Annotated in this window: 19 protein-coding genes; 17 read left to right on the top strand and 2 right to left on the bottom strand. The window is 36.0% G+C overall.

All coding sequences use genetic code 11. The features are described from left to right. Positions 1-420: 420 nt before the first annotated feature. On the bottom strand, positions 421-1,263 hold the full coding sequence (locus ACQKIM_RS08810) for a DUF2785 domain-containing protein (protein ID WP_427542099.1): 843 nt from the start codon (positions 1,261-1,263) through the stop codon (positions 421-423). 250 nt (positions 1,264-1,513) lie between these two features. Beyond that, on the bottom strand, positions 1,514-1,978 hold the full coding sequence (locus ACQKIM_RS08805) for a hypothetical protein (protein ID WP_427542096.1): 465 nt from the start codon (positions 1,976-1,978) through the stop codon (positions 1,514-1,516). Positions 1,979-2,321: 343 nt separating this feature from the next. Between ACQKIM_RS08805 and ACQKIM_RS08800 the strand changes: the two genes are divergently transcribed. From ACQKIM_RS08800 to ACQKIM_RS08720, 17 genes are all read left to right on the top strand, one after another. Then, positions 2,322-3,311: a CDC27 family protein gene (locus ACQKIM_RS08800; protein ID WP_427542093.1), complete on the top strand. Its 990-nt coding sequence runs from the start codon at positions 2,322-2,324 to the stop codon at positions 3,309-3,311. A gap of 112 nt (positions 3,312-3,423) precedes the next feature. Beyond that, the gene (gene tig / locus ACQKIM_RS08795) at positions 3,424-4,713 is read left to right on the top strand and encodes a trigger factor (protein ID WP_427542090.1); all 1,290 of its coding nucleotides are present in this window, start codon (positions 3,424-3,426) and stop codon (positions 4,711-4,713) included. A 685-nt stretch (positions 4,714-5,398) separates the two neighbouring features. Then, entirely contained in the window at positions 5,399-6,670 is a 1,272-nt protein-coding gene (gene clpX, locus ACQKIM_RS08790) for an ATP-dependent protease ATP-binding subunit ClpX (RefSeq protein WP_427542087.1), read from the top strand. A gap of 234 nt (positions 6,671-6,904) precedes the next feature. Next, positions 6,905-9,229 (top strand): endopeptidase La, encoded by a 2,325-nt coding sequence (gene lon, locus ACQKIM_RS08785; RefSeq protein WP_427542084.1) that lies wholly within the window; start codon positions 6,905-6,907, stop codon positions 9,227-9,229. 4 nt (positions 9,230-9,233) lie between these two features. Beyond that, complete coding sequence (gene yihA / locus ACQKIM_RS08780; RefSeq protein WP_427542081.1) at positions 9,234-9,815, top strand: ribosome biogenesis GTP-binding protein YihA/YsxC; 582 nt, start codon at positions 9,234-9,236, stop codon at positions 9,813-9,815. Between the two features lie 366 nt (positions 9,816-10,181). Continuing rightward, complete coding sequence (locus tag ACQKIM_RS08775; RefSeq protein ID WP_283869002.1) at positions 10,182-10,355, top strand: YjfB family protein; 174 nt, start codon at positions 10,182-10,184, stop codon at positions 10,353-10,355. Between the two features lie 165 nt (positions 10,356-10,520). Next, positions 10,521-12,197, top strand: a complete 1,677-nt coding sequence (locus tag ACQKIM_RS08770; RefSeq protein WP_427542078.1) for a hypothetical protein — start codon at positions 10,521-10,523, stop codon at positions 12,195-12,197. A 191-nt stretch (positions 12,198-12,388) separates the two neighbouring features. Next, on the top strand, positions 12,389-13,846 hold the full coding sequence (locus ACQKIM_RS08765; protein ID WP_427542075.1) for an S-layer homology domain-containing protein: 1,458 nt from the start codon (positions 12,389-12,391) through the stop codon (positions 13,844-13,846). 17 nt (positions 13,847-13,863) lie between these two features. Next, the gene (locus ACQKIM_RS08760) at positions 13,864-16,788 is read left to right on the top strand and encodes a VWA domain-containing protein (protein ID WP_427542072.1); all 2,925 of its coding nucleotides are present in this window, start codon (positions 13,864-13,866) and stop codon (positions 16,786-16,788) included. 197 nt (positions 16,789-16,985) lie between these two features. Then, a complete protein-coding gene (hemA, locus tag ACQKIM_RS08755; RefSeq protein WP_427542069.1) occupies positions 16,986-18,350 on the top strand; it encodes a glutamyl-tRNA reductase in 1,365 nt (454 codons plus the stop codon). Positions 18,351-18,553: 203 nt separating this feature from the next. Further along, positions 18,554-19,381: a cytochrome c biogenesis protein CcsA gene (gene ccsA / locus ACQKIM_RS08750; protein WP_427542066.1), complete on the top strand. Its 828-nt coding sequence runs from the start codon at positions 18,554-18,556 to the stop codon at positions 19,379-19,381. Between the two features lie 18 nt (positions 19,382-19,399). Next, positions 19,400-20,332: a hydroxymethylbilane synthase gene (hemC, locus tag ACQKIM_RS08745; protein WP_427542063.1), complete on the top strand. Its 933-nt coding sequence runs from the start codon at positions 19,400-19,402 to the stop codon at positions 20,330-20,332. Then, positions 20,322-21,083 (top strand): uroporphyrinogen-III synthase, encoded by a 762-nt coding sequence (locus ACQKIM_RS08740; protein WP_427542060.1) that lies wholly within the window; start codon positions 20,322-20,324, stop codon positions 21,081-21,083. The genes hemC and ACQKIM_RS08740 overlap by 11 nt, the downstream gene beginning before the upstream one ends. Next, positions 21,080-22,060: a porphobilinogen synthase gene (hemB, locus tag ACQKIM_RS08735; RefSeq protein ID WP_427542057.1), complete on the top strand. Its 981-nt coding sequence runs from the start codon at positions 21,080-21,082 to the stop codon at positions 22,058-22,060. Before ACQKIM_RS08740 ends, hemB begins: the two co-directional genes overlap by 4 nt. After that, positions 22,061-23,353, top strand: a complete 1,293-nt coding sequence (hemL, locus tag ACQKIM_RS08730) for a glutamate-1-semialdehyde 2,1-aminomutase (protein WP_427542054.1) — start codon at positions 22,061-22,063, stop codon at positions 23,351-23,353. Positions 23,354-23,657: 304 nt separating this feature from the next. After that, the gene (locus ACQKIM_RS08725) at positions 23,658-24,104 is read left to right on the top strand and encodes a CoxG family protein (protein WP_427542051.1); all 447 of its coding nucleotides are present in this window, start codon (positions 23,658-23,660) and stop codon (positions 24,102-24,104) included. A 199-nt stretch (positions 24,105-24,303) separates the two neighbouring features. Then, entirely contained in the window at positions 24,304-24,996 is a 693-nt protein-coding gene (locus ACQKIM_RS08720) for a valyl-tRNA synthetase (protein ID WP_427542048.1), read from the top strand. The last annotated feature ends 236 nt before the right edge of the window (positions 24,997-25,232 follow it).

The following is a 25,232-nucleotide window of genomic DNA, read 5'->3' as shown; positions in this document are numbered from 1 at the left end:
AATATTGGTATTTTAAGACTTAGTAAAATAAACACTGTTGAAACGTTGAAAATACTGAGTTTGTGATATTTACCTAAGTAAATGATTTTTTTTGTGAAAATATCATTTCACATTTTGGACGTCATTTTGTAATAAAATATGCGCGGAATCAAAGAGGGTGAAACATTTTGATTGCGTTTTGTAGAAAAAAGGAGTACATCAAAAGTTGATTTGAGGATAAAAAAGGATAAATTTTCAATGTAAGGAATGATTATAAAGGTGGAATTTGGAATGGAATAATAATTATGTTGAAATAATTATATAACTTCATGAATATACAAATATTGGGATGTTTATATTTTGCTCGAAAAGTAAAATATGTGCTAAAAAAGATAGCAATTCTTAGAGAAATCTAAGATTGCTATCTGAAATTCTGAGGAATTAGGCACCAAGCTTTAGCCATTTTGCAACTTGTCCATAAATGGCATTTTGTAGCTGAGGAGATCGATTATTCATTTTTAATGCAAAGTATAAGGTTTTCATGATATTTAAAGTGCATGTACGCCCGCTAAAAAAGCTTTCATTATATCCTTGTGTTACTAAATGCATTTCAAATTTATCGAAAGCTTGCTGAACGAATTCTATTAATGCTTCTTCAGAGTAGTTTTGATCTAGCAAAGCTTCAATGATAGTAACTAAGCGTTCCTCCTCGTCGTTTACATAGACAGTATTTTTCCAAGAAACGAGCTTTAATGCATGTAAGATTGATGGTGCATGCTGTAAATCGAACTTAGGATGTTTAATCGTCATGGTCGCTAAATCGGCACCATGTGCGATACTGTGAGCCCATCCCTTGTCTTGAACAAATCCTCGTGTATCTTTCTCTAATAATAAATACCGTCCTATCTTTTGAAAATAAAGTTGCAGTCGATTGGCGTCTAGTATTTGTAGTGTAGCATCCTTAGACAGTATCCCAGCAATCAGTAATGCGGAAAATGATCGTGTAAAGACACTATCTTTCATTTCTTCCCCTATGTTCAAAAATAAGTAGTTGTCACTAGTAGCTGTGTCAAATAAAGATTGTAGCTGCTGTGTAGTCAGTAAATTATCACTCAGTAATTCAATAAAAGTGCGGTATATTAATTGGTCCCGTAATTCAGCATCTGGTGAACCAATATTGACTAACATTTCTTGTAACAACCAATCGCCATTTTTTATCATAAATTCTTGACGTGTGGTAAGTGTCATAGTAGAAAAAGACTTCAATGCATCTTTAATATTCATAGCTATTTCCCCCGGAGTTTAATAATCTTCCATAAAAGCATTTTATCATCATCACAACATTTTTGTTTGTAATAGCGCCTTTTACTGATAAGTTAATGAAATTGTAAAATTTTCTAGTGATATAGGAGCATATTTACAATGGGAATTCCAGAATCTATAGAAAGTTGATATGATAGAAACGCCACAAAAAGGATAAACTTATTCAAAGACACAAAAAAAGACATACCTATTTAAGTATGTCTGGCTCTAACTACAAGATTACAGCTGATTTAATGCCAATTGGCCAATCTGTAACTGTACGCTGATTTGTTTTTAATTCTACAAGAATATTTGCGTTTTTAATGGCATCTATTAACCATTCACTGTAATGAAGGTTAGGTTGTGGATGCTGTAAAATTTGCTGCATATCTTTTTTGTCGATACTAAGAAGTTTATAGTTGCATTCAATGTGTACACTTTGGGGAACAATAAAAAGTGACTCTCGTTGATGTCCAATTGAAATGGAGCCGGGAATGTAACCTTGGATACTTATAATATGTGTAATAGCTTCTTGTACGTATGAATCAACCTTTGTGCGAGTAAGAATTTCAAATTCGATCGGATAATCTCGTTGTGGACCATCCGCTGTAGAATATGAAATAACTTTTATTGATAGTGCCTCAAATGTTGGAGAGATACAATTTTCAAACTCACTAACTGTATCCATTAATTGCATGTATTCCACTCCTTGTGAAGAACTTATTTTAGTACATGCAGAAAAACAAAGGTCTGCAATGATTTATAAATAATAGTTATTATTAATTATAATACAATTTATTACAAAATATGAATGCAAAAGTAGAGAATTTTTTGTTAAAAATAAGCATTGATCGCGATTTAAGAAGTTGTAATAGCATAGTGGTGCATAAGCTTCTGGGAAAATGCGAGAATTCTGCACCTTGGAAAAGGCTATCGGTTTGCTTATGGATAGAGGGATACCATGTGTCATTTCAATTTCAAATTCTGGTGAAGAGTCGACCTTTTAAAGTGTAGTGAAATAGTAGTAAAGAGGTGAGGGAATGACAAAGCGAAAACGACATGTTATAAAACATGACAATATTGTTGTTTTTCCAGGTGCTGTTCAGACATTAATACGTGAAGGACATAAATATGCGGAAAATTTTCAATATAAAGAGGCAGTAGCCAGCTTTGAAAAAGCATTTTTATATGAAACAGGAGATGAATTAGCATTAAGTGCATATGCTTATGCTTTATATGAATTAAAGTCGTATAACAAAGCTAAAGATGTTTGTGAGCAATTGCTTGCAATGGGTACGACTTTGTACGTGGAAATAATGGAATTATATATTACGGTATGTATGCAGTTAAAGGAGTACCATCAAGTGGAATCGTTAATTACGACATTGCTTGAGGAAGATGTGCTTCCACTAGAACAGATTGAAAAATTTCAACGATTAAAAAGCATAAATCAAGAAGTGGCAAGAAAACTTCAACAAAAGGAAGATGCACAACAATTAATAGAAGACCAAGAATATGAACTACTGAAATTCAGTACGCTTACACCTGATGAACAATCTATCCGGTTACATCGTTTAATGGATACAAATGTGCGACAATTAAAAACAGCTTTAAAAGCTATTATCGAATGTACAACTATTCATCCGTTTGTTCAGAGCTTAGCGCTCATATTATTAGTTGAACAAGAAGTATCTATTGATATTACAGTGTCAAAATTTGAACAAACAATGGTGATAAATCCAATCAATTTGGTATTACCAAATCAGTTACCTCAGTACAGTGAAGTGAAAAAAATAATTGAAAATAAATTACAGCAAGACCCAACAACATTGGAAATGGTACAATATTTAATGGCAAAGCATGCCATTGTAACATATCCATTTGAATGGCACCCATTTGAAGCGGATGATATTGCCTATAGTTATATTGACTTTGTGCAATCTATGCTCGGAAAAGTACAAGAAATGGACTATGAACTCATCGAATTTTTACAAATGTTAGAAAAACTAACAGAACTACATGAGGTATGAAATAAGTTGAAACTATACGCATCTATGTTATACTAAAATGGTTGTCAAAATCGTAGTTACGAATGAATTGTCTAACATTTAAACTTGATTATTTATTTGGAGGTATTTATACATGTCAGCAAAATGGGAAAAACAAGAAGGTAATATCGGTACTCTTACAATTGAAGTACCTGCTGCAGAAGTAGACGCAGCAATGGACCAAGCATTCAAGAAAGTTGTAAAACAAATTAACGTACCAGGTTTCCGTAAAGGTAAAATGCCTCGTAAAATGTTTGAACAACGCTTTGGTATTGAATCTCTATACCAAGACGCTTTAGAAATCATTGTTCCAGATTCTTATGCAAAGGCTATCGATGAAGCTGGAATTATGCCAGTTGATTATCCAGAAATCTCTGGAACAGAAAACTTCGTACATGGTCAAGATTTCACATTCTCAGCCCAAGTAACAGTTAAACCAGAGCCAAAACTTGGTGACTACAAAGGTCTAGAAGTAGCTAAACTTCCAGTTGAAGTAACTGATGAAGAAGTAGATGCACAAATTCAAGACCAGTTAGCTCGTAAAGCTGAACTTGAAATAAAAGAAGACGAAGCAATCATTGAAGGTGATACTGCAGTGATCGATTTTGAAGGTTTCGTAGGTGAAGAAGCTTTTGAAGGTGGTAAAGGTGAAGACTATCCACTAGAAATCGGTTCAGGTTCTTTCATTCCTGGTTTTGAAGAGCAACTAACAGGTGTGAAAGCTGGCGAATCTAAAGATGTAGTTGTTACATTCCCAGAAGAATACCATGCGGCTGAATTAGCAGGTAAAGAAGCTACTTTCAAAGTAACAGTGAAAGAAGTTAAAACAAAAGTTCTTCCTGAGTTAAATGATGAATTCGCAAAAGAATTAGATCCAGAAGTGGAAAGCGTAGAAGCTTTACGCGCTAAAATTAAAGAACAAACTGCAGCACAAAAAGTAGCAGAATCTGATGCAGCTCTTCGTGATGAGCTAGTAGAAAAAGCTGCTGAAAATGCTGATTTTGAAGTACCAGCAGGTATGATTAACTCTGAAACTGATCGTATGTTACAAGAGTTTGGTCAACGTCTACAAACACAGGGTATGAACTTAGATCTATACTACCAATTCTCAGGTCAATCTGAAGAAGACTTACGTGGTCAAATGAAAGAAGAAGCAGAAAGTCGTGTACGTGTATCTTTAACACTTGAAGCTATTGCTGAAGCTGAAAAAATTGAAGCTACTGAAGCTGATATTGAAGCTGAGTTAGAAAAAATGGCTGCTCAATTTAACATGACAAAAGATCAAATTACAGGTGCATTAGGCGGCACAGCAGTTCTAGAAAATGACATTAAAATTCAAAAAACAGTTGAATTTTTAGTAGAAAACGCTAAAATTACTGAATAGGATTTTTTTGTAACTGGATAGATAAAAGAAAACAAGGTACGGCATTATACCGTGCCTTGTTTTATCACATATTCTTTCTTTAGTTGGAAAGCTAAGACCCCTTTAGGTATAGACACTAAATAATTTGATGATGTTAAACTAATCTCACCATAAGAAGAATCTGTCGGTTCTTCCACTTCTCTAAAATACATAGTATTGTTTGACTTTTCATACGGTGCTAAATTTTAACTTTATTCAGTAGAGCTGGAGCTTCACTGAACTTTCAAAATGAGGCTTAACGAACTAAGTTTTGAAACACCATAGACAACACACTTCCTCTTCTGAATAAGGTTAAGCCTAGGTGAATGGTATAGATTATAAAGGCTAAGTAACTAATTAAAGGTTTGTAGCTTTTTACTTTAAGGCTTTGCGATGTATCCATCATGAGTCAATAATAGTATGATTTCTAGTCACTGTTTTTTGGAATTACAGTAAAGCGTATGCATAGTAACTCGCTTTAAAATAAAATTATTTGGCTAAATATTTGATGGCTATGCAAAAAAATAGTAATATAACAAAACTAAATACGTCTTTCAGTAATTAAAAATCTATAGCATAATTGCCAGGCGTAAAATGATGCAGACAATTTATTTGATAAAGGTTCAATAATCTTGTAAGATTGTTGCTTGAATAGGGGTGAAACATATTGTTCAAATTTAATGATGAAAAAGGCAATTTAAAATGCTCATTCTGTGGAAAGCCACAAGAGCAAGTACGTAAATTAGTTGCAGGACCCGGTGTGTATATTTGTGATGAATGTATTGAGCTTTGTTCAGAAATCGTTGTAGAAGAACTAGGCGTTGAGGAAGAAATTGAATTCCAAGATATTCCAAAACCTAAAGAAATCTTAGCGATTTTAGATGAGTATGTAATTGGACAAGAACGTGCTAAAAAGGCTTTAGCAGTTGCGGTTTACAATCACTACAAACGCATCAATACAAATAGTAAAATTGATGATGTTGAATTAGCAAAATCGAACATTGTGTTAATCGGCCCAACTGGTAGCGGGAAAACATTATTAGCTCAGACATTAGCGCGTATCTTAAACGTTCCTTTCGCAATTGCAGATGCTACTTCTCTTACAGAAGCAGGGTATGTTGGTGAGGACGTTGAAAATATCTTACTAAAATTAATTCAATCAGCAGATTATGATATTGAGCGTGCAGAAAAAGGAATCATCTATATTGATGAAATTGATAAAGTTGCACGTAAATCTGAGAACCCATCTATTACACGAGATGTATCTGGTGAAGGGGTACAGCAGGCACTCCTTAAAATTTTAGAAGGAACTGTTGCAAGTGTTCCGCCACAAGGTGGACGTAAGCATCCACATCAAGAGTTTTTACAAATTGATACAACCAATATACTATTCATTGTAGGTGGAGCGTTTGATGGAATTGAATCCATTATTAAACGTCGTCAGGGTGAGAAAATAATCGGCTTTGGATCAGATCCAAACAAAGTAGACGTGGATGAAGGCTCCATTATGGCAAAGCTAATTCCAGAGGATTTATTAAAATTTGGGCTTATACCAGAATTCATCGGTCGATTACCGGTACTTGCAAGTCTAGAGCAATTAAACGAGACTGCACTTGTACAAATATTAACGGAGCCCAAAAATGCATTGGCAAAGCAATACCAAAAAATGCTTGAACTAGATGGTGTTGAGCTTGAGTTTGATGAAGGTGCCCTAACAGCTATTGCCAAAGAAGCAATTGAGCGTAAAACAGGTGCACGTGGACTTCGTTCAATTATTGAGTCAACAATGCTTGATGTAATGTACGAACTACCTTCACGTGAAGATGTGAAAAAATGTATCATTACTGCAAAAACAATTACGGATAAAGAAAGACCGAAATTGCTTCTTGAAGATGGCACTGAACTCGATGAAGGTAGCGACACGAAAACTTCAGCATAACAATCAGACGTGACTAAGTCTAATGGTTATGAGATAAAGAGTAATTTAGCTGACTTCGATTGTGCAATATTCGCACAGATCGACAGTCAGCTTTTTATTCATTCATACATAAAACCAATAATAATTAGTTGTAATTTTTGGCTCGTTTGATTAACTAGTGTGAATCGGCTATTTAGACACATACTAGTAGCGCGGGATGTGAACAAGAAAATTTTGACGGAGGTGAATACCCGCATGGTGACAATACAAAAAACAACAAATGTACCATTATTACCTTTACGTGGCCTTTTAGTATACCCGTCGATGGTGTTACATATTGATGTGGGTAGAAATCGTTCTGTAGCAGCGCTAGAGCAAGCGATGTTAGAGGACCAATTGATTTTGCTAGTAACACAAAAGGAAATGCATGATGAACAACCTGAAGAGCAAGATTTATATGCAATTGGTACAATGGCATACGTCAAGCAAATGCTAAAATTACCAAATGGAACGTTGCGTATATTGGTAGAAGGTGTAGCACGAGCTACTTGGAATAACTATCGAGCTTTGGAAAAATATACGGTTGTTGATGTAGAGATCAAGGAGGAATCGATTGATAAGGATGTTGAAACACAGGCTTTAATGCGTACGTTGTTAACATATTTCGAAAGATATGCTAAATCCTCAAATAAAATAACAACTGAAACCATTAATACAGTGGTTGACATTGAAGAACCAGGACGTTTGGCTGATATCATCGCATCACATTTGCCATTTAAGATTGCTGATAAACAAGAAGTGTTAGAAATGCTTAGTGTCAAAAAGCGCTTAGATCATTTAATTATTCGTTTACACGATGAGCAAGAAGTACTGGATCTTGAGAAGAAGATTAATACAAAAGTAAAGCAATCGATGGAACGTACACAAAAAGAATATTACTTACGCGAACAAATGAAAGCTATTCAAACAGAGCTAGGAGACCGTGAAGGAAAAACAGGTGAGGTAGCTGAATTACGCAAGAAAATCGAAGAAACAGGTATGCCAGAAACAACAAAAGAAGTAGCGCTTAAAGAGTTAGATCGTTATGAAAAGTTACCTGGGGCTAGTGCAGAGAGTGGTGTTATCCGTAACTACATTGATTGGCTTATTTCACTACCATGGACAAACTCGACTGAAGATCGTATGAATATTGCTCACGCAGAGCGTATTTTAAATCGTGACCATGATGGTTTAGAAAAAGTAAAAGAACGCGTATTAGAATATTTAGCTGTACGCCAATTGAAAAATTCTTTACGTGGTCCAATTTTATGTTTAGCAGGTCCTCCAGGTGTTGGGAAAACATCGTTAGCTCGATCAATAGCAGAAAGCTTGGATCGCAAATTTATTCGTATTTCATTGGGTGGGGTCCGTGATGAATCTGAAATTCGTGGTCACCGCCGTACGTATGTTGGAGCAATGCCGGGGCGTATTATCCAGGGTATGAAAAAGGCAGGCACAATTAATCCTGTTTTCTTATTAGATGAAATTGATAAAATGTCTAATGACTTTAGAGGAGATCCTGCAGCCGCAATGCTAGAGGTGCTAGATCCTGCACAAAACAATTCTTTTAGCGATCATTATATCGAAGAGCCATACGATTTATCGAATGTATTATTTATTGCAACAGCAAATGATCTAAGTACAATTCCAGGACCATTACTGGATCGTATGGAGATTATTTCTATTGCTGGCTATACAGAAATAGAAAAGGCTCAAATTACGAAAAATCACTTAATACCAAAGCAGCTTAAAGAGCATGGCTTGAAAAAAACACAAGTGGTTATAAAGGATGAAGCAGTACTCGATATTATTCGTTACTATACACGTGAAGCTGGAGTTCGTGGACTTGAGCGTCAGATTGCGACGCTTTGTCGTAAAATCGCTAAAATTATTGTTTCGGGTGAGAAAAAACGTGTAACTGTAAGCTCAAAATCATTAGAAGAGCTCTTAGGTAAACATCGCTTCCGTTATGGACAAGCAGAGAAGGAAAACCAAGTTGGTGTAGCAACTGGATTAGCCTATACAACGGTTGGCGGTGATACTTTGCAAATCGAGGTATCATTAACACCTGGTAAAGGAAAATTACAACTCACTGGGAAGCTTGGTGATGTAATGAAGGAATCCGCTCAAACAGCTTTGTCTTATGTTCGTACAAAGATGGGTGATCTAGAGGTGGATTCGGAATACTTTGAAACACATGATATTCACATCCATGTACCTGAAGGAGCTGTACCAAAAGATGGTCCATCTGCTGGTATTACGATGGCAACAGCAATTGTTTCGGCTATTTTACATCGTCCAATACGCCGTGAGGTTGGTATGACAGGTGAAATTACATTACGTGGTCGTGTACTGCCTATAGGCGGGTTAAAGGAAAAAACACTCAGTGCTCATCGCGCAGGTTTAACAACAATTATTTGTCCAAAGGATAATGAGCGAGATATTGAGGAGATTCCTGAAAGTGTACGCGAGCAACTTACATTTAAACTAGTGTCATCGGCTGATGAAGTATTAGCTTATGCACTGGACGGAGGTTTTTAGAAAAATGAAAGTCCATAACGTCGAAATGGTCATTAGTGCCGTAAGACCAGACCAATATCCAGAAGATGGACTGCCAGAATTTGCATTAGCCGGTCGTTCGAACGTAGGGAAATCCTCCTTCATTAATCGAATGATTGGTCGTAAAGCTTTAGCACGTATTTCATCTAAGCCAGGAAAAACACAAACGTTGAACTTTTATAAAATCGAAGAGCAATTGTTTTTTGTAGATGTTCCAGGCTATGGTTATGCAAAGGTTTCAAAAACAGAGCGTGAAGCATGGGGAAAAATGATAGAGCGCTACTTCACAGGACGCAAGGAATTAAAGGCAGTCGTACAAATTGTGGATTTACGTCATCCACCTACAGCAGATGATTGCCTGATGTATGATTTTTTAAAGCATTACAATATTCCTTGTATTGTCATTGCGACAAAAGCAGATAAAATTCCAAAAGGTAAATGGGATAAGCATAAAAAAGTAGTAAAAGAAACGCTCAATATGGAAAAGAATGATCCACTTATTGTGTTTTCTTCAGAGAAAGGAATTGGCTTTGAAGAGACTTGGCGTACGATTGAAAATTTAATGTAATCAATTTCGCCTTGGCGTAATTGCGTCCGGATTTTGAATTGTGCCCGCACAATTCATTCCTTTGAAAATCCGTGACATCCGCCGGAGGTTTTATCTTTATTCAGTAGGTGTTTGGACACCCACTGAAAAGGAACTAAAACCGCATTCATCTCACCACCTGTAGAGGTGGGAGTCTTCTGCTGAATGAAGATAAAAACAACATCTATTGCGTCTATTTTTTAGGACAGTAGATGTTTTTTATTTTCATTTATAAGGAAAGAAACAATAAAGGACGAAGGTTTTTGATGAGAAAGTTATGTAGAAAATTGGGAAAATCGCTTGATGAATGAAAGAATTGACCGATAAATTAAAGAGGAGGTGGACTGAATGGATATCGCAGCTTTATCAATTGCCATGAATCAAGCGACTTTAATGCAAAATGTATCTTTAGCTGTTACAAAACAGGCGATGGAGATGCAACAGCAGAATACAGAACAGTTAGTTGAAATGTTAGATGCTCCACATCCAACAGCCGGACATACAATTGACATTCAAGTATGATTAAAGGTAAGGTAGCTTGAAGATAGAAAGCTACCTCTATCTTTGTGTCTAATAGCTGCACTAATAAGAAAGCAGAATGCGATAAAATGTAACTTTTTGAAGACGTAAAACTACCAATAATACGATATACTATTTATTAATAACAAATTTTAAAGGAGGCGGAATTTGTTGAAGAAGATTCCATACATACTACTGATTTTGATATTCGCAGTTTTTGGATTTTCATCGAGTCAAACAGCCAATGCTGCTACTCAAATGGTGACAGGATCCTTTGTTGATGTAACATTTTCAGAATATGCAAATCCAAACGGAGTAATAGAAAAAAAACTAAGTAAAATCACTCTACAAAATGACAGCGGTCGTACAGTTACATACAATATTAATGACAATGCCCGCCTGTATATTAATAATACAGTCACTACCATTGATGGCTTTAAGATGGGAATGAAGGTAGAGGCGGATATTTCTCTTCGAAGTGTTGTTGAACTTCGTGGTTCATCTAATTCTACAAAGGATACTGAATCTACTTCTTCTTCAGTTGGCCAAAATACGAAAAAAGCAACTGTTACTGGAGTAGTTACAAGTATTGATCCTAATGGACTATTCATTATGTTTAAACCAGATATTGGGGAAGAAACAACCTACTATCTAAATAAAGATACAAGCTATCAAAAAAATTCCTCATCTGTGGATATTAGTGCCCTCTATGTAGGAGATCGAATTAAGCTTAGTCTTAAAAATTTAAATACGTCAATCGTCACTAAAATAGACATTAGTGAGACCGGTACATTAGTAGAAAATCTTTATAAAGGTGAAATACAAGTCGTAAATGTAAATACAAATAAATTAACTGTAAAAAATCAACATGCCTTTGCAAATTGGGATTTTGGTTCAGATACGACAACAGCTTTATCAACGATGGATTTTTCATCAAAGGTGCCAATTTATGTAGGGAATACAAAAGTTGATAAAGGTCAGTTGAAAAACTATATTGGCAGTGAAGCATATTATGCTACGGTTAAACAATTTGGTAAAGAAGTGATTGAGAAAATTGTTGTCTTAAAAAATAACGAACGAACTTACTATGAGCCTATGCTTTCTGTGGATACAAAATATCAATTATTAAAACTTAAATCTGCTGGTACACTGTACTTCCATGATGGCACAATTTTAATTCGCAATGGGCGTTTAATCGAACCTACTGGCTTATTAGCTTATGGAACAGCCTTTGTTATCTCGGACGGTGCTGCACGTGATCACTATGCACAGGTTGTCCAAGTGACAAGTGATAGCTTTATGTCTCCGAACTTAGCAGGTCATGAATTATACTACGGTCGCCTATCTCAAGCGGATGGCTATCTAATTGAAATTGATGATGCAATGAAGATTGACTCAAATGTCTTTAAGAAAACAGAGCATACTGTTTTATCAGTAAGTAATTCAACCAAGGCAATAGTGGATGATGGGAAAAAAGTATATAGTGTTATCCCTGATATTGAGCTTCATTTATTTGAAGGTGATTATGGCTACTTCTATGTGAAAGATGGACATATTCAGGCTGTTCATATCCTTGATAACGCTAAGCCAGTTGCACCATTAATGCTGGCAGGTAAGCTGCAATCAGTAAAATCAACATATCCAGCTGTTATCAATGTAAAGAGTGTCAGTCAATGGCAGAAAGGTCGTTGGTATGAGGCAGGAGAAATGGTTGATATGAATATTGATCAAACTACCCTTATAAAAGCTGGTAAAGTTATTCAACCAGCGGATTTAAAGCCTTCTGATCGTTTAGTAGTATTATCAGATCGTTTTGGCAAAGCTCATTTTATTTTAGTAGATTAATTCAATAAAATTTGTGAGTCTCTTGTGAGTAGAATAGATGAAAGATAGGCTATATGCGTTGAAGTGAGTGTATACTTATTCTTTTATAATGATACTTGCAGGAGACATGCGGATTTTAAGCTTTTTTATGCATGATTTTTGGCAGCCCCTATATAGACGTGCATGAAATGAAAGAGAGGGACAAAAAACGAATGCGAAAACATTTATCTAAAATAATGTTAGTAGTTTTTGCGATAGCTGTATTTGGCGTTACCATCCCGCAAAATACATTAGCTGCTTCATTAGAAACTACAGGTGCTGTAAAAAATGAATATACATATGAAGAAGCTGTTTTCATTACAGGAACACCAATTATTTTTAAAGGGACAAGTAAAGATATTAAAATTACTGAAAAAGAATCAAAAGGAAAATTAACAGAGACCTATAGCCTTAAGCTGATAGCGAGTAATGGGGCTACATTAACACGAAATATTGCCTACGAATCAGATGTTGTCGATTATGCAACGATTGGTCAAAAAACGTCCAATGGTGTTGTGAAAAAGTATGCTGAAAAAATCGTGATTGGTAAAACTACCTATACATTAGTAGATTACCAATTTTCTCAAGGTACGGTGACGGACAATCGTGCTGCTTCGGATTATTATTCTGGTAATGTAATTTCTAGAAAAACCTATTCCTTCCAGTCAGGGACGGGGAAAAATGCAGTTCAAAATACAGTAACCATTGATACTGATAGTCGACATGCTGGTTATGAAAATTTCTGGGGAGCAACAGAAACACAAATTACAGAAGCGGTTTATTCTTTTAGCGATGGCAAAACAAGCCATGTGAAAAATCGATTATCTACAAGTAAATCACGTGTATTAAACTATGAACAAAATCTAGGAAGCTTAGGCAGTTTTGATGGTGGATATGCAGTTGTAAGTGAAAAAGATGTTATTTCTGAATATACGTATAATTTAGCCTCTGGACAAAAGGGAACGTTAGACTTAGATACAGAATATATGCCAACTATTGAACGATTAATCATTCCTAAGTTTAGAGATTTAAACAATCATTACGCGAAGGAAGCTATTGATAAATTATACTCTTTAGGTATATACACAGATACAAGTAACTTTTTCTCTCCGAATACACCAATGAAGCGTTTTGACTTTACAACAGCGATTGGTAAAGCGGTTGATTTACGTGTTATGCAAGAAAAAGAAAATAAATCGAAAAAAACTGCATCTACAAGTGTTTTTAAAGATGTGAAGCGTACTGTAAAGGATTATGCCTATATTGAATCAGCTGTCAAGAAAGGAATTATTAAAGGAGTTACACCTGAGTATTTTAAACCAGATAGTCCGATTACACGTGGTCAAGCTGCGACGATATTTGTGCGTGCCTTAGGACTTGAAAACAAAGCACCAGACCCAGGCTATGTAACTAAATTTACAGATGATGCTCAAATTCCAAATTACACAAAAGACGGAATTTACATTGCTAATGAGTTAGGCTTAATGACAGGTGACCCTGTAACAGGTAGATTTAACCCTAACCAGCCATTAACGCGGGCGCAAGCATCAGTAGTGCTGGAACGTTTCTTGAATTATTTAGAAAATGATCTAAAACAAAACTATCGTGATGACATATTATTCTTCAATTAAAGAAAGGACTGAACTACATGGCACATGCTAAAAAAGCATTGTTATCACTGCTTTGCTTTGTACTAGTATTTATGTCAGCAGCTCCTGCTGTTACTTGGGCAGCCACGACTATTCAGGATGTACCGACGAATAATAGTAAATACAAAGCTATATCATGGGCAGTTGATAATGACTTACTATCATTGAATGGCGCTAATAATTTTTTACCAGATGAACAAATAACTGAACAAGAGCTTGTAGTTATGCTCGCAAAGCTTGATCGTAATTATGCATTAACGTATAACGAAAGTGTAGCATATAACTTCTATAGTGATTTCTATTTACCTTTTAATGGTACACATGCAACAGCGAATCGTTCCAAAGCAATAACACGTGGTCAATTTGCACGGGTATATGCAGCCTTTAAAGGTTTAGATTTAGATGAACCTCAAGCAGTACAATATTTATATACAAATGATATTTCAACAGGTAATACAGGAAAGAAAACATTTGCTGATTTTAATCCCTCTACAAAATTAACTCGTGGGGATATTGCAGTATTTTTATATCGTGCTGTACAAAATGGTTCCTTAAGTGTTCAAGGATTAAAACGTGCTGCTGCTGGCCGTGATAATGATAAAGTTACTTTACCAGCAGGCTTTATGGGCTCAGGTAGTGCAGATTTTGAAGAACCAAAGGATAATTCTAATGATTTTACTGGACCAGAATATGTAAATAATGCTTTACAAAGCATCGATGTTGAAAAAACAGATTTAGTTGCAAATGGAGTTGACTCAACGCTAATTACAGTATCGTTAAAAGCTTGTAATGGTGATCCAATTGCAGACGATAAATCTTATACATTCCGTGTAACTTCATCATATGGTGCAACAATTGTGGATACAGCAGGCGATCCAGTTAGAAACGTACAATCTGATGGCTCTACAGTGACAGCTATAGTAAAAGCACCAGCATTAACAAAGTCTGTCCGTGACACTATTTCTTTCGAGTTGATTAACAATACAGATCCAGGTATGAAATGTCTAGTAGGTGAAAAATTAAATGCACAGGTGCGTTACTCACCTCAACCAGAGATGCGTATTGATTACCAAGTGTATGATCCAGCCAATACCGATGATGATAATGGAAATGTTACACCTCCATTTAAACCTTACGAAAAATTGCCTGAGTTCTTTACGGAAAATATCATTGATGTTTACAATCCAGTTCCTTTAGACAAAGATGCAGATAAAAAGCTGTTTAGTATTGGTCAGCAAACGAATGTAACAGATGCACTTGGAAATGTGCAAAATACGTATTTAAGATATGGTGGTTCTGATCCAAAATATCCTGCTTTAGGTTATGAGAATGCCATTTTACAGTTTGAAAACTATGATATTTCCGTTTATTTATTTGAAGAACTATTAAATCGACGTTTGAAGGATTCCGTGACAACACCAGCTAAAACAGAAATTATGTATATGATTTCTGATGATGGTCGTCCTATATATCGTGTGCAAGGAATTGACGATGCAATTGCTTCACAGGTAGAAAATATAAATCCGGTTGGTTCCATTATTCAGCTGATGAATCATATGCCAGAGGAAAAGAAATTAACATTAGAGCATTATGATAGTGTCATGAAAATATATGCTATTCTTACGAATTTGAGTAACTATGATCGAACAGTTCTATTAAAATATCAAGGCGGTAAATTACTTGGTCAGGTAGAGGCTTATAAAAAGCGTGTAGAAGCATTAAAAGAAAGCGCAGAGGCAGCATCTAGACCATCTGGTAAAGATCGTTATACAAAAGTAATGGTTACATTAGTAAGAGCAGGTGGGGAACCAATTACTGATTATCAAGGAACTGTAAAAATTAAATTCGATGGTGTAGAAAAAACGGCTTCATTTGTGACAAATACCTCGGATTATTTAGACAAAACAGGGGGACCTGGAACAGCAGTAGCTTACTTTGATTCTATTATTTATGGGAAATCTAAAGTAGAAGCAACCCTAGTCAATAAAATTGATCCGCGTTATACCACAATATTAAAAGACCTGACGGATAAAACGATTACTAAGGAAATTTTCACAAATCCGTATTTCAGTAAAAATTCTTGTTCATTAGCAACAGAGGTCGCATTTGTGGTGGATTACTCAGCATCCATGAAAGCCGCTGATCAAACAAATTTCCGTGGTAAGAAAACGTTGGAAGCTATAAATCAAATTAAGGCAAAAAATAATATAGTGGTTGAAACAAATACAAAAGCTACTGTACTAGCAGAAGGCAGTACGGAGAATGTATTGAAAAAAGATCTCTATAAAACATCGAAAGAGAAGGGTGCTACTGACATCTTTGCTGGCATTGAATTAGCCCTTACGAAATTCTCAAACGATGCGAAAACGTCAAAAGCAATGGTTGTTATATCTGATGGCAAGACAAGTAAATCGAAAATGACAAAAGTGCTGAATGATGCGAAAAAGCAAGGCGTTAAAATTTATACAGTAAGTATGGGTAAAAAATCACAAGTCAATGATGCCATTTTAATGCAACTGGCTTCAGAAACTGGTGGAACTTATTATCATGCAATCGATAATTTACAGTTACATCAAGTATTCCAAAAATTAATTGATGCGATTTTATGTAAAACAACTTCTTCAAGCTGTATAAACCCTGATAATCTATTTGAAGAAGCATCTGTTACATTACGCAAAGGGAATATTACAATGAATGCTAGAATCGATGGTAATTGTTCAAATGTTGCGAAGGTAAATGTGCGCTTCACCTCTGTAAGCGGAGATGTACAATTTGAATTAAAGAAACGTAGTGATAATGTTTATATGCTGACAAAAACAGTTCAAACTATGCAAGACTTCAAGGTGAACAACGAAATAGAATTTGTAGCATATGATAAAGAAGATAAAATCATCACGTTAAAGACTGTAACAATCACTAATTAATAGATAAAACTGCTCCTACTCATGGGGCAGTTTTTTAATTTGAAACAGGACGTATAATTTGTTACACTTAGTTTATAATAATTCTAATGTAGATGACGAATTACAGTTCTTCATGACATGTTCACAAATTATAGATGAACTTCTGTCGAACTGTGCTATAATGAGATTTGTGAATTAGAACGTGTGAGGTGTTATTCATGCATACCATCGTAGTAGGCTTGAATTATAAAACAGCGCCTGTTGAAATTCGTGAAAAGTTATCATTCATAGAGAGTGAACTGCCACAAGCAATGGAAGCGCTGCAAAAACAAAAAAGCATATTAGAAAATGTTATTGTTTCAACATGCAACCGAACAGAAATTTATGCTGTAGTGGATCAAGTGCATACGGGACGTCATTTTGTAAAACAATTTTTAGCAAATTGGTTCGATTTACCGACGGAGACATTTTCTTCTTATCTAACAATCCGAGAAGAAGATGAGGCAATCGAGCATTTATTCAAAGTGACTGCAGGAATTGATTCTATGGTTCTTGGTGAAACGCAAATTTTAGGTCAAGTAAAGAAAAGCTTCTTAAGTGGACAAGAGATTGGAACAACAGGAACGGTTTACAATCAGCTATTTAAACAAGCAGTGACATTTGCGAAGCGTGCACATAATGAAACGGCTATCGGTGAGAACGCGGTATCAGTTTCTTATGCAGCAGTTGAATTAGCGAAGAAGATATTCGGATCCTTACAGCGTAAACATGTAGCCATTTTAGGTGCTGGAAAAATGGGGGAACTTGCTATTGAAAATCTTTACGGTAGCGGTGTAGGAAAAGTAACCGTTATTAACCGTACATTTGAAAAAGCAGAAAGCCTGGCAGCTAAATTCCATGGTGAAGCAAAATCGATGAAAGAGCTGCAATGTTCTTTACTGGAAGCGGATATTTTAATTACGTCTACAGGTGCAACCGATTATGTAATTGACTATGAACTAATGCAATTTGTTGAACGTTTACGTAAAGGTAAACCATTATTTATGGTAGATATTGCAGTACCACGTGATATTGATCCACGTGTTGGAGATTTACCAAATGTTTTCTTATATGATATAGATGATTTACAGGGAATTGTAGAAGCAAACTTAGCTGAGCGTGAACGTGCGGCAGCTGACATTACTACAATGATTGGCAAAGAGGTTCTTCAATTTAAAGACTGGGTTGCAACTCTTGGTGTTGTGCCAGTGATCTCGGCGCTACGTAAAAAAGCTAATCATATTCAAGAGGAGACAATGATTAGCATTGAAAATAAAATGCCTGATTTAACGGATCGTGAACGTAAAATTTTAAGTAAACATACTAAATCTATTATTAATCAGTTGTTAAAAGAGCCCATTTTACAAGCAAAAGAAATGGCGAATTCACCAAAAGCAAATGAACAGTTACGTTTATTCCAACAAATTTTTGGTATTGAGGAAGCTGTAGAAGCTGAGGTACATGCAATGACAATGCAAGAGCTTGATCGTAAAGAGCGTGTGCAATCATCACAAACTTCTACTGAACCAAAGTACTCTTTCTAAGATGTCTATACGTTCGTATTGAAGCATGAACCAAATCTAGGATTGAGCAAATCCATGATTTTCTCACGAACGAGATTTTCTACTGATATTACATGAGGCGTTTTCGTATCTGTGTGGTAAACTAAGGATACGAAAACGTTTTTCTTTTCTAGGCTAAAGTTGAATACTTCTTTAGCAATTTCGATACAAAGAAGGGATGTCTATTGGCTGATTTGACAATGACAAGGCTTTATGAAGTTATGATCGTCTTGTATGCGATCAGTCTAGTATTTTACTTTACTGATTACTTTTATAAACAAGTACGAGCAAGGCGAATTGCTTTTTGGCTTGTTTCATTTGTATGGGTAATACAAAGTGCCATAATTTTATTAACCTTTGTGGAAACCAAGCGTTTTCCGATTTTATCCTTGTCTGAAGGAATTCTATTTTATTCCTGGCTGCTCGTTACATTATCTATTATTCTTCACTGTATAGCGCGAGTAGATTTACCAGTATTTATTATTAATATACTAGGGTTTTTATTCGCTAGTATTTTTACTTTTATGCCTAAAAGACCAACCGGAGCAGTTAGTGATACTCTAATTTCGGAAATGCTTTTTATTCATATATCATTTGCAATTTTATCCTATGCAGCATTTACGCTAACATTTGTTTTTGCGATATTGTATTTAATTTTATATCGATTGCTTAAAAAGAAAAAATGGTCATATTTATGGACAAGGCTGCCATCTTTGCAACAAACGAGTAGCTGGATGAATATATCATTTTTTATTGGAATTCCTATGTTATTTATAAGTTTAGTTTTAGGGTTTGAATGGGCACTATTAACGTTAGAGAGTCTTTCGATTTTTGATGCAAAAATCATTGGTTCCTTCATTATCTTAATTTTGTATTGCTTGATATTGTATGTGAATCGCAAAAGTAAGCTAACAGGTACAACTTATGCATGGGTACATATTTACGCATATTTATTAGTTGTTGTGAACTTCTTCCTAGGAAGTAGTTTATCGCGATTCCATTTATGGTATTAGAAGAAAGGTTGGAGACTGTTGAGAAAAATTATTGTAGGTTCTAGGAGAAGTAAACTGGCATTAACACAAACAAATTGGTTTATTAATGAGTTAAAGGCAGCCGGAGTATCATTTGAATTTGAAGTAAAGGAAATTGTTACAAAAGGCGACCAAATTTTAGATGTGCAGCTTTCAAAAGTTGGAGGGAAAGGGCTTTTCGTTAAAGAAATTGAACAAGCATTGTTTGATAAGGAAATTGATTTTGCTGTTCATTCGATGAAGGATATGCCCGCAGTACTACCTGAGGGATTAGTGATAGGCTGTATTCCACCACGTGAAGATGCACGTGATGCATTTATTTCAAAAGGACATGTGAAATTTGCTGACCTCCCTGCTGATGCTGTAGTGGGAACAAGTTCACTTCGACGTAGTGCTCAGTTGCTAACAGTCCGCCCTGATATAGAAATTAAATGGATCCGTGGAAATGTAGATACACGTTTGGCGAAACTTGAGACAGATGAATATGATGCCATTATTTTAGCGGCTGCTGGACTAAAACGTTTAGGCTGGAGCGATGAAGTGGTGACTGAGTTTTTACCTGTTGAGGATTGTCTTCCAGCTGTAGCGCAAGGTTCTCTTGGGATTGAATGCCGTGGTGATGATACTGAACTATTAGCTGAATTAGGCAAATTAACTGATAGCATTACTTGGCAAGAAGCACATGCAGAACGTGCTTTCCTTGCAGCTATGGACGGTGGCTGTCAAGTACCTATCGCAGGATATGCTAAATCGAATGGGGAAGAAATTACGATAACTGGCCTTGTTGCTGCACCAGATGCCTCGGTTGTTTATAAGGAGACAGTAGTTGGCTCTGATGCGGAAGCAGTTGGCAAAGAGCTTGCTGAGATTTTAACGAAGCAAGGTGCCTTTGAATTAATTCAACGCGTAAAGGCAGAGCAAGATGCAAAGTAATTTACCTTTAGAAGGTAAAACGATTATTTTGACAGGTACATCTAAAACGACAACAATTATAGATGATATTTCAGCTTTAGGTGGATATGCTGTTATTGCCCCATTGATTGAAACTTGCGAGTTGATTGATAGAAATGATGATATACAAATAGAGTTTGCGCGTCAATTTGAATGGCTTATTTTTACAAGTCAAAATGCTGTAGATGCTTTTTCCAGTAAAATGCAACGATTTAATTTAAGCGCAAGGCATTTCCAAGGGAAGATCGCTTCTATTGGTACTAGAACAACTACAGCACTAGAAAAGCTAGGATTCCATGTAAGTTTTATGCCTTCCATCTTTAGTGCAGATGTATTTGTTAAAGAATTTCCTGAAGTAGTAGGCAGTAATCCTAGTTGTCTATTTATTCGTGGAGAAAAAGCGAAAAGCACACTGAAGGAAGGTCTGCCCTTTAAAATAAAGGAATGGACAGTGTATGAAACGATTGAGCGTCATGACCAAAAACAAAACATTATAGAATGCATTCGTGAACATAGTGATGTCACTGTGATTTTAGCTAGTCCTTCCGCTGTTGATGTCTACGCAATGGATGTAGCTTCGGTCATTGGGTGGGAGGCAGCACGTGTTGCAGCAATTGGTCATATTACAGAAGCGGCTATATTAAATCATGGTGCAACTGTAGATGTTAAGCCCAACGTATATACTATGCATGCAGTCATCGAGGAAATAATGAAAGTAGGGAATAGAAAATGACAAAATTACAATTTCAAAGACATCGTCGTTTGCGTGCAAATGCAGCGATACGATCAATGGTAAAAGAAACTTACTTACACAAAGAGGACTTAATCTATCCTATTTTCGTTATGGAAGGCGAAAATATTAAAAACGAAGTACCTTCTATGCCAGGTGTTTTTCAATTTTCATTAGATAAACTTGAAGCTGAGATTGATGAAGTTGTAGCATTAGGAATACCAGCAGTTATTTTATTTGGCTTACCTGCTGAAAAAGATGCGGTTGGTACTGGAGCATTCCATGACCATGGTATTGTGCAAGAGGCAACGCGTCTTCTTAAAGAACGCCACCCAGAGCTTTTAATCATAGCAGATACTTGTTTATGTGAGTTTACAGATCATGGACATTGTGGCTTAATTGAAGGTGATCAAATTTTAAATGATCCGTCTTTAGATGTTTTAGCGCGTACAGCTGTGTCACAAGCAAAAGCAGGAGCAGATATCATTGCGCCATCGAATATGATGGATGGCTTTGTTGCTGCAATACGTGCGGGCTTAGACGAGGCAGGCTTTGAACATATTCCAATCATGTCATACGCAGTTAAATATGCATCTAGCTACTACGGACCATTCCGTGATGCAGCTGACGGTGCTCCTCAATTTGGCGATCGCAAATCATACCAAATGGACCCATCAAATCGTATAGAGGCATTCCGTGAAGCCGAGTCAGATATTGCAGAAGGTGCGGATTTCTTAATTGTTAAGCCAGCACTAAGCTATTTGGATATTATTCGTGATGTGAAAAATAATTATACTTTACCGATCGTTGCGTACAATGTCTCTGGAGAATATGCAATGATCAAAGCAGCAGCTATTAATGGCTGGATTGATGAAAAAAATGTAGTGCTTGAAACATTATTAGGCATGAAGCGCGCAGGCTCTGATTTAATCATTACGTATCATGCAAAAGATGTTGCACGTTGGTTGGAGGAGAAATAAATGACACGATCTTACGAAAAATCAAAACAAGCGTATGCAGAAGCAATTAATTTAATGCCAGGTGGTGTCAGTAGCCCAGTACGTGCATTCAAATCTGTTAATATGGACCCTATTTTCATGGAATCTGGACATGGTGCTATCATTAAAGATATTGATGGCAATGAATATATTGATTATGTATTATCATGGGGCCCACTTATTTTGGGTCATACCCATCCCGAAGTTGTTCAAGCAATTGCAGATGCAGCGGCGAAGGGTTCTTCATTTGGGGCGCCAAGCTATACAGAAAATCGTTTAGCTAAATTGGTATTAGAGCGTTTACCAGGCATGGAAATGATTCGTTTTGTATCTTCTGGTACAGAGGCAACAATGTCTGCACTCCGTGTCGCTCGTGGAGTAACAGGACGAGATAAAATTTTAAAATTTGAGGGTTCTTATCATGGTCATGGAGACTCATTACTGATTAAAGCTGGCTCTGGTGTAGCTACATTAGGCTTACCTGATAGCCCTGGTGTTCCAGCAGATGTTGCACGTAATACATTAACAGTAGCGTACAATGATCTAGAGGGAGCAAAATTAATTTTTGAAAAGTTTGGAGCTGAGCTTGCAGGTGTAATTGTAGAGCCAGTAGCTGGAAATATGGGTGTCGTGCCTCCGCAGCTAGGCTTTTTAGAAGGCTTACGTGCATTAACGAAGGAATATGGAGCACTGTTAATCTTTGACGAGGTTATGACTGGCTTCCGTGTAGATTATAGTTGTGCACAAAGCTATTTCAATGTGACACCAGATATTACAACATTAGGCAAAGTAATTGGCGGTGGACTACCTGTAGGTGCTTATGCAGGGAAAAAGGAAATTATGGAGCAAATAGCACCAGCAGGTCCAATCTATCAAGCTGGCACACTCTCAGGAAATCCATTAGCCATGACTGCAGGCTATGAAACATTATCGCGCCTCGATAAAGGTTCATATGAATACTTCAAAAAGCTAGGAGATCAATTAGAGGCTGGTTTCCGAGAAGCGGCAACAAAATACAATATACCACATACTGTCAATCGTGCTGGTTCTATGATAGGATTCTTCTTCACTAATGAGAACGTGATTGATTTTGCTACAGCGAAAACATCTGATTTACAATTATTTGCTGAGTACTTCCGTCTAATGGCAGAGGAAGGAATTTTCTTACCACCATCTCAATATGAAGGATTATTTATTTCCACTGCACATACAGAGGAGCATATCGCTAAAACAGTGGATGCCTTCCATAAAGTTTTTGCTCAATTAGCTAGATAAAACTTAATGGCATGCTAGATTATTTTCTGGCGTGCCATTTTTATATTGTTTGAAAAACCACTTGCTATAAAGTGTTGTTTTTTGGCAAGCTTGATATAAAGTTAAGAGCATGTCCACTCTAGATAACCGATATTTATTCACTTCAAAACATATCATTGTAATTTATTGCGTTTATTATTATCAACGATAAATTTTTGTTGGGTAAAGGACCTGATTTTGTAAAAATTATATCTTTCAGCATAGTCAATTTGTAGGCAAAATCGTTTATAATATAGCTATTCATAAAAGAAAGTAGTGAATTGATATGGCAACAGGCACACATATAGTCGAAGTACCCGTAGGAATTGATCATGTATGGGATTTCGTCAGTGATATGGAAAAATGGGCAAAGCTTGTCCCAGGTTATAACGCGCATGAGATGATTGATGACAAACATTCAACATGGACTTTTAAAGGCAATGTTGGAGTTCTGAAAAAAACAGTTCAAGTTGAAATTACTATTTTAGAATGGGCTGCTCCTAGTAAAGTAACATTTGAATTAAAAGGTCTTTCTGATAATTTTACAGGTAATGGATATTTCCTTGCAGAAAGCATCGATGCAGAAAATACTAAAATGACAGGCTTTTTAGAAGTAATAGCAGGTGGATTAGCAGGTCCTGTTTTAAATCCAATCTTTAAGCCAATCGTACCAAAAGCAACACAAATGCTAACAGATCGTGTAGCAAATAAAATTAAATTGGTACATGTATAATTTCATTTGTTCATCAGTAAAATGGCATGCTAGAAACTTTTCTAGTATGCCATTTTTTAGTGAAACCATCATATCGTTGTTTAAAGTTTGAATCTAAAATTATTTTTTCATTCTGCCTTAATTTTTCAATAGCATACCTGCCTTACTCGCTTCATATGATGCAAGGGGAGGGATTATTATCGAACACAAAACTTGGAATATGCGTGAAACTTTCTGTTTTCCTGGTTACGGCTGCCCAACAGAAATAGCAGCTGTGCAAATTAAGCCTCAGTGGCAGACAATGCAATTAGAAGATTCATTGCGATTAATGGGTATTTATCATATTACAGCACATGTTCGCTTTGATTTTCAAGATATGCAGGCTTTTAGTGATGAAGATGAATTAGTAAAAATTGATGCGCTTGATATTCAAGGGGATACTGGTTATTTTGAATATGCAGTCCCATTACATGTCGATTTACCTAAAGACTCAGCTCTCGAGGATTTAATGGTAAAAGATGTTCGACCAACACTTACTAATCAAATGTGTCAGCTTGAATGGACTGTTACAAGTATTTTTAATGAGCCAGAACTGGTCTTAGAAAATACTTGTGCTTTTGACCAACAATCGACCACAGCTAAAGCTGAAAAAGCAATTATTGTAGGAGAAACAGCACCTCTAAAGCAACATGTAGCTGTTTCAGCCCAAAAAGAAGAACGGGCTGAAGTGAAAATTGCTCCAGCGAAACTTGGCAAACTTACAGCGAGTGAACAAAAAACTGTATTAAGAGAATCTTCAAGTCATATTGTGGTTCGTGAGTCCAGTTCCTGGCAAGAAGTTCCGTCAATGATCTGGGAATTAGAAGAAGGTTATACACCGCTAAAAGTTCGTGTTTCAAATGATATCATTTAAGAGTAAATAGCTTAGAAGTAGTAGAAGTAGTAAAAAGATGAAGTCTCCAGATGTTGGAATAATGATTACACGTATAAATTGAAACGCACAAATTGGCACAATAATTGTTCTACAATAAAAGCGAAATTGTCTTAGCCATGGTGGTAAAAAACAGGGATTATACTTACGTCGTCGCATTTAAATATTCACTTCCTTTTCTATTTCCTTTATTGTGAACACTAAAAATGACTAAATCA

The organism is Lysinibacillus sp. NPDC047702 (assembly GCF_050272555.1).
Classification (GTDB): domain Bacteria; phylum Bacillota; class Bacilli; order Bacillales_A; family Planococcaceae; genus Lysinibacillus.
This window is presented reverse-complemented; position numbering and strand designations above follow the sequence as displayed.

Bases quoted from the DNA above. Each gene is read 5' to 3' on its own strand.
- hemB (WP_427542057.1), top strand. From the start codon at position 21,080: ATGACAAAATTACAATTTCAAAGACATCGTCGTTTGCGTGCAAATGCA.
- ACQKIM_RS08810 (WP_427542099.1), bottom strand. From the start codon at position 1,263: ATGAATATTAAAGATGCATTGAAGTCTTTTTCTACTATGACACTTACC.
- ACQKIM_RS08775 (WP_283869002.1), top strand. From the start codon at position 10,182: ATGGATATCGCAGCTTTATCAATTGCCATGAATCAAGCGACTTTAATG.
- ACQKIM_RS08800 (WP_427542093.1), top strand. From the start codon at position 2,322: ATGACAAAGCGAAAACGACATGTTATAAAACATGACAATATTGTTGTT.
- hemL (WP_427542054.1), top strand. From the start codon at position 22,061: ATGACACGATCTTACGAAAAATCAAAACAAGCGTATGCAGAAGCAATT.
- ACQKIM_RS08765 (WP_427542075.1), top strand. From the start codon at position 12,389: ATGCGAAAACATTTATCTAAAATAATGTTAGTAGTTTTTGCGATAGCT.
- hemA (WP_427542069.1), top strand. From the start codon at position 16,986: ATGCATACCATCGTAGTAGGCTTGAATTATAAAACAGCGCCTGTTGAA.
- ACQKIM_RS08760 (WP_427542072.1), top strand. From the start codon at position 13,864: ATGGCACATGCTAAAAAAGCATTGTTATCACTGCTTTGCTTTGTACTA.
- ACQKIM_RS08725 (WP_427542051.1), top strand. From the start codon at position 23,658: ATGGCAACAGGCACACATATAGTCGAAGTACCCGTAGGAATTGATCAT.
- lon (WP_427542084.1), top strand. From the start codon at position 6,905: ATGGTGACAATACAAAAAACAACAAATGTACCATTATTACCTTTACGT.
- ACQKIM_RS08805 (WP_427542096.1), bottom strand. From the start codon at position 1,978: ATGCAATTAATGGATACAGTTAGTGAGTTTGAAAATTGTATCTCTCCA.
- tig (WP_427542090.1), top strand. From the start codon at position 3,424: ATGTCAGCAAAATGGGAAAAACAAGAAGGTAATATCGGTACTCTTACA.
- yihA (WP_427542081.1), top strand. From the start codon at position 9,234: ATGAAAGTCCATAACGTCGAAATGGTCATTAGTGCCGTAAGACCAGAC.
- ACQKIM_RS08740 (WP_427542060.1), top strand. From the start codon at position 20,322: ATGCAAAGTAATTTACCTTTAGAAGGTAAAACGATTATTTTGACAGGT.
- ACQKIM_RS08720 (WP_427542048.1), top strand. From the start codon at position 24,304: ATGCGTGAAACTTTCTGTTTTCCTGGTTACGGCTGCCCAACAGAAATA.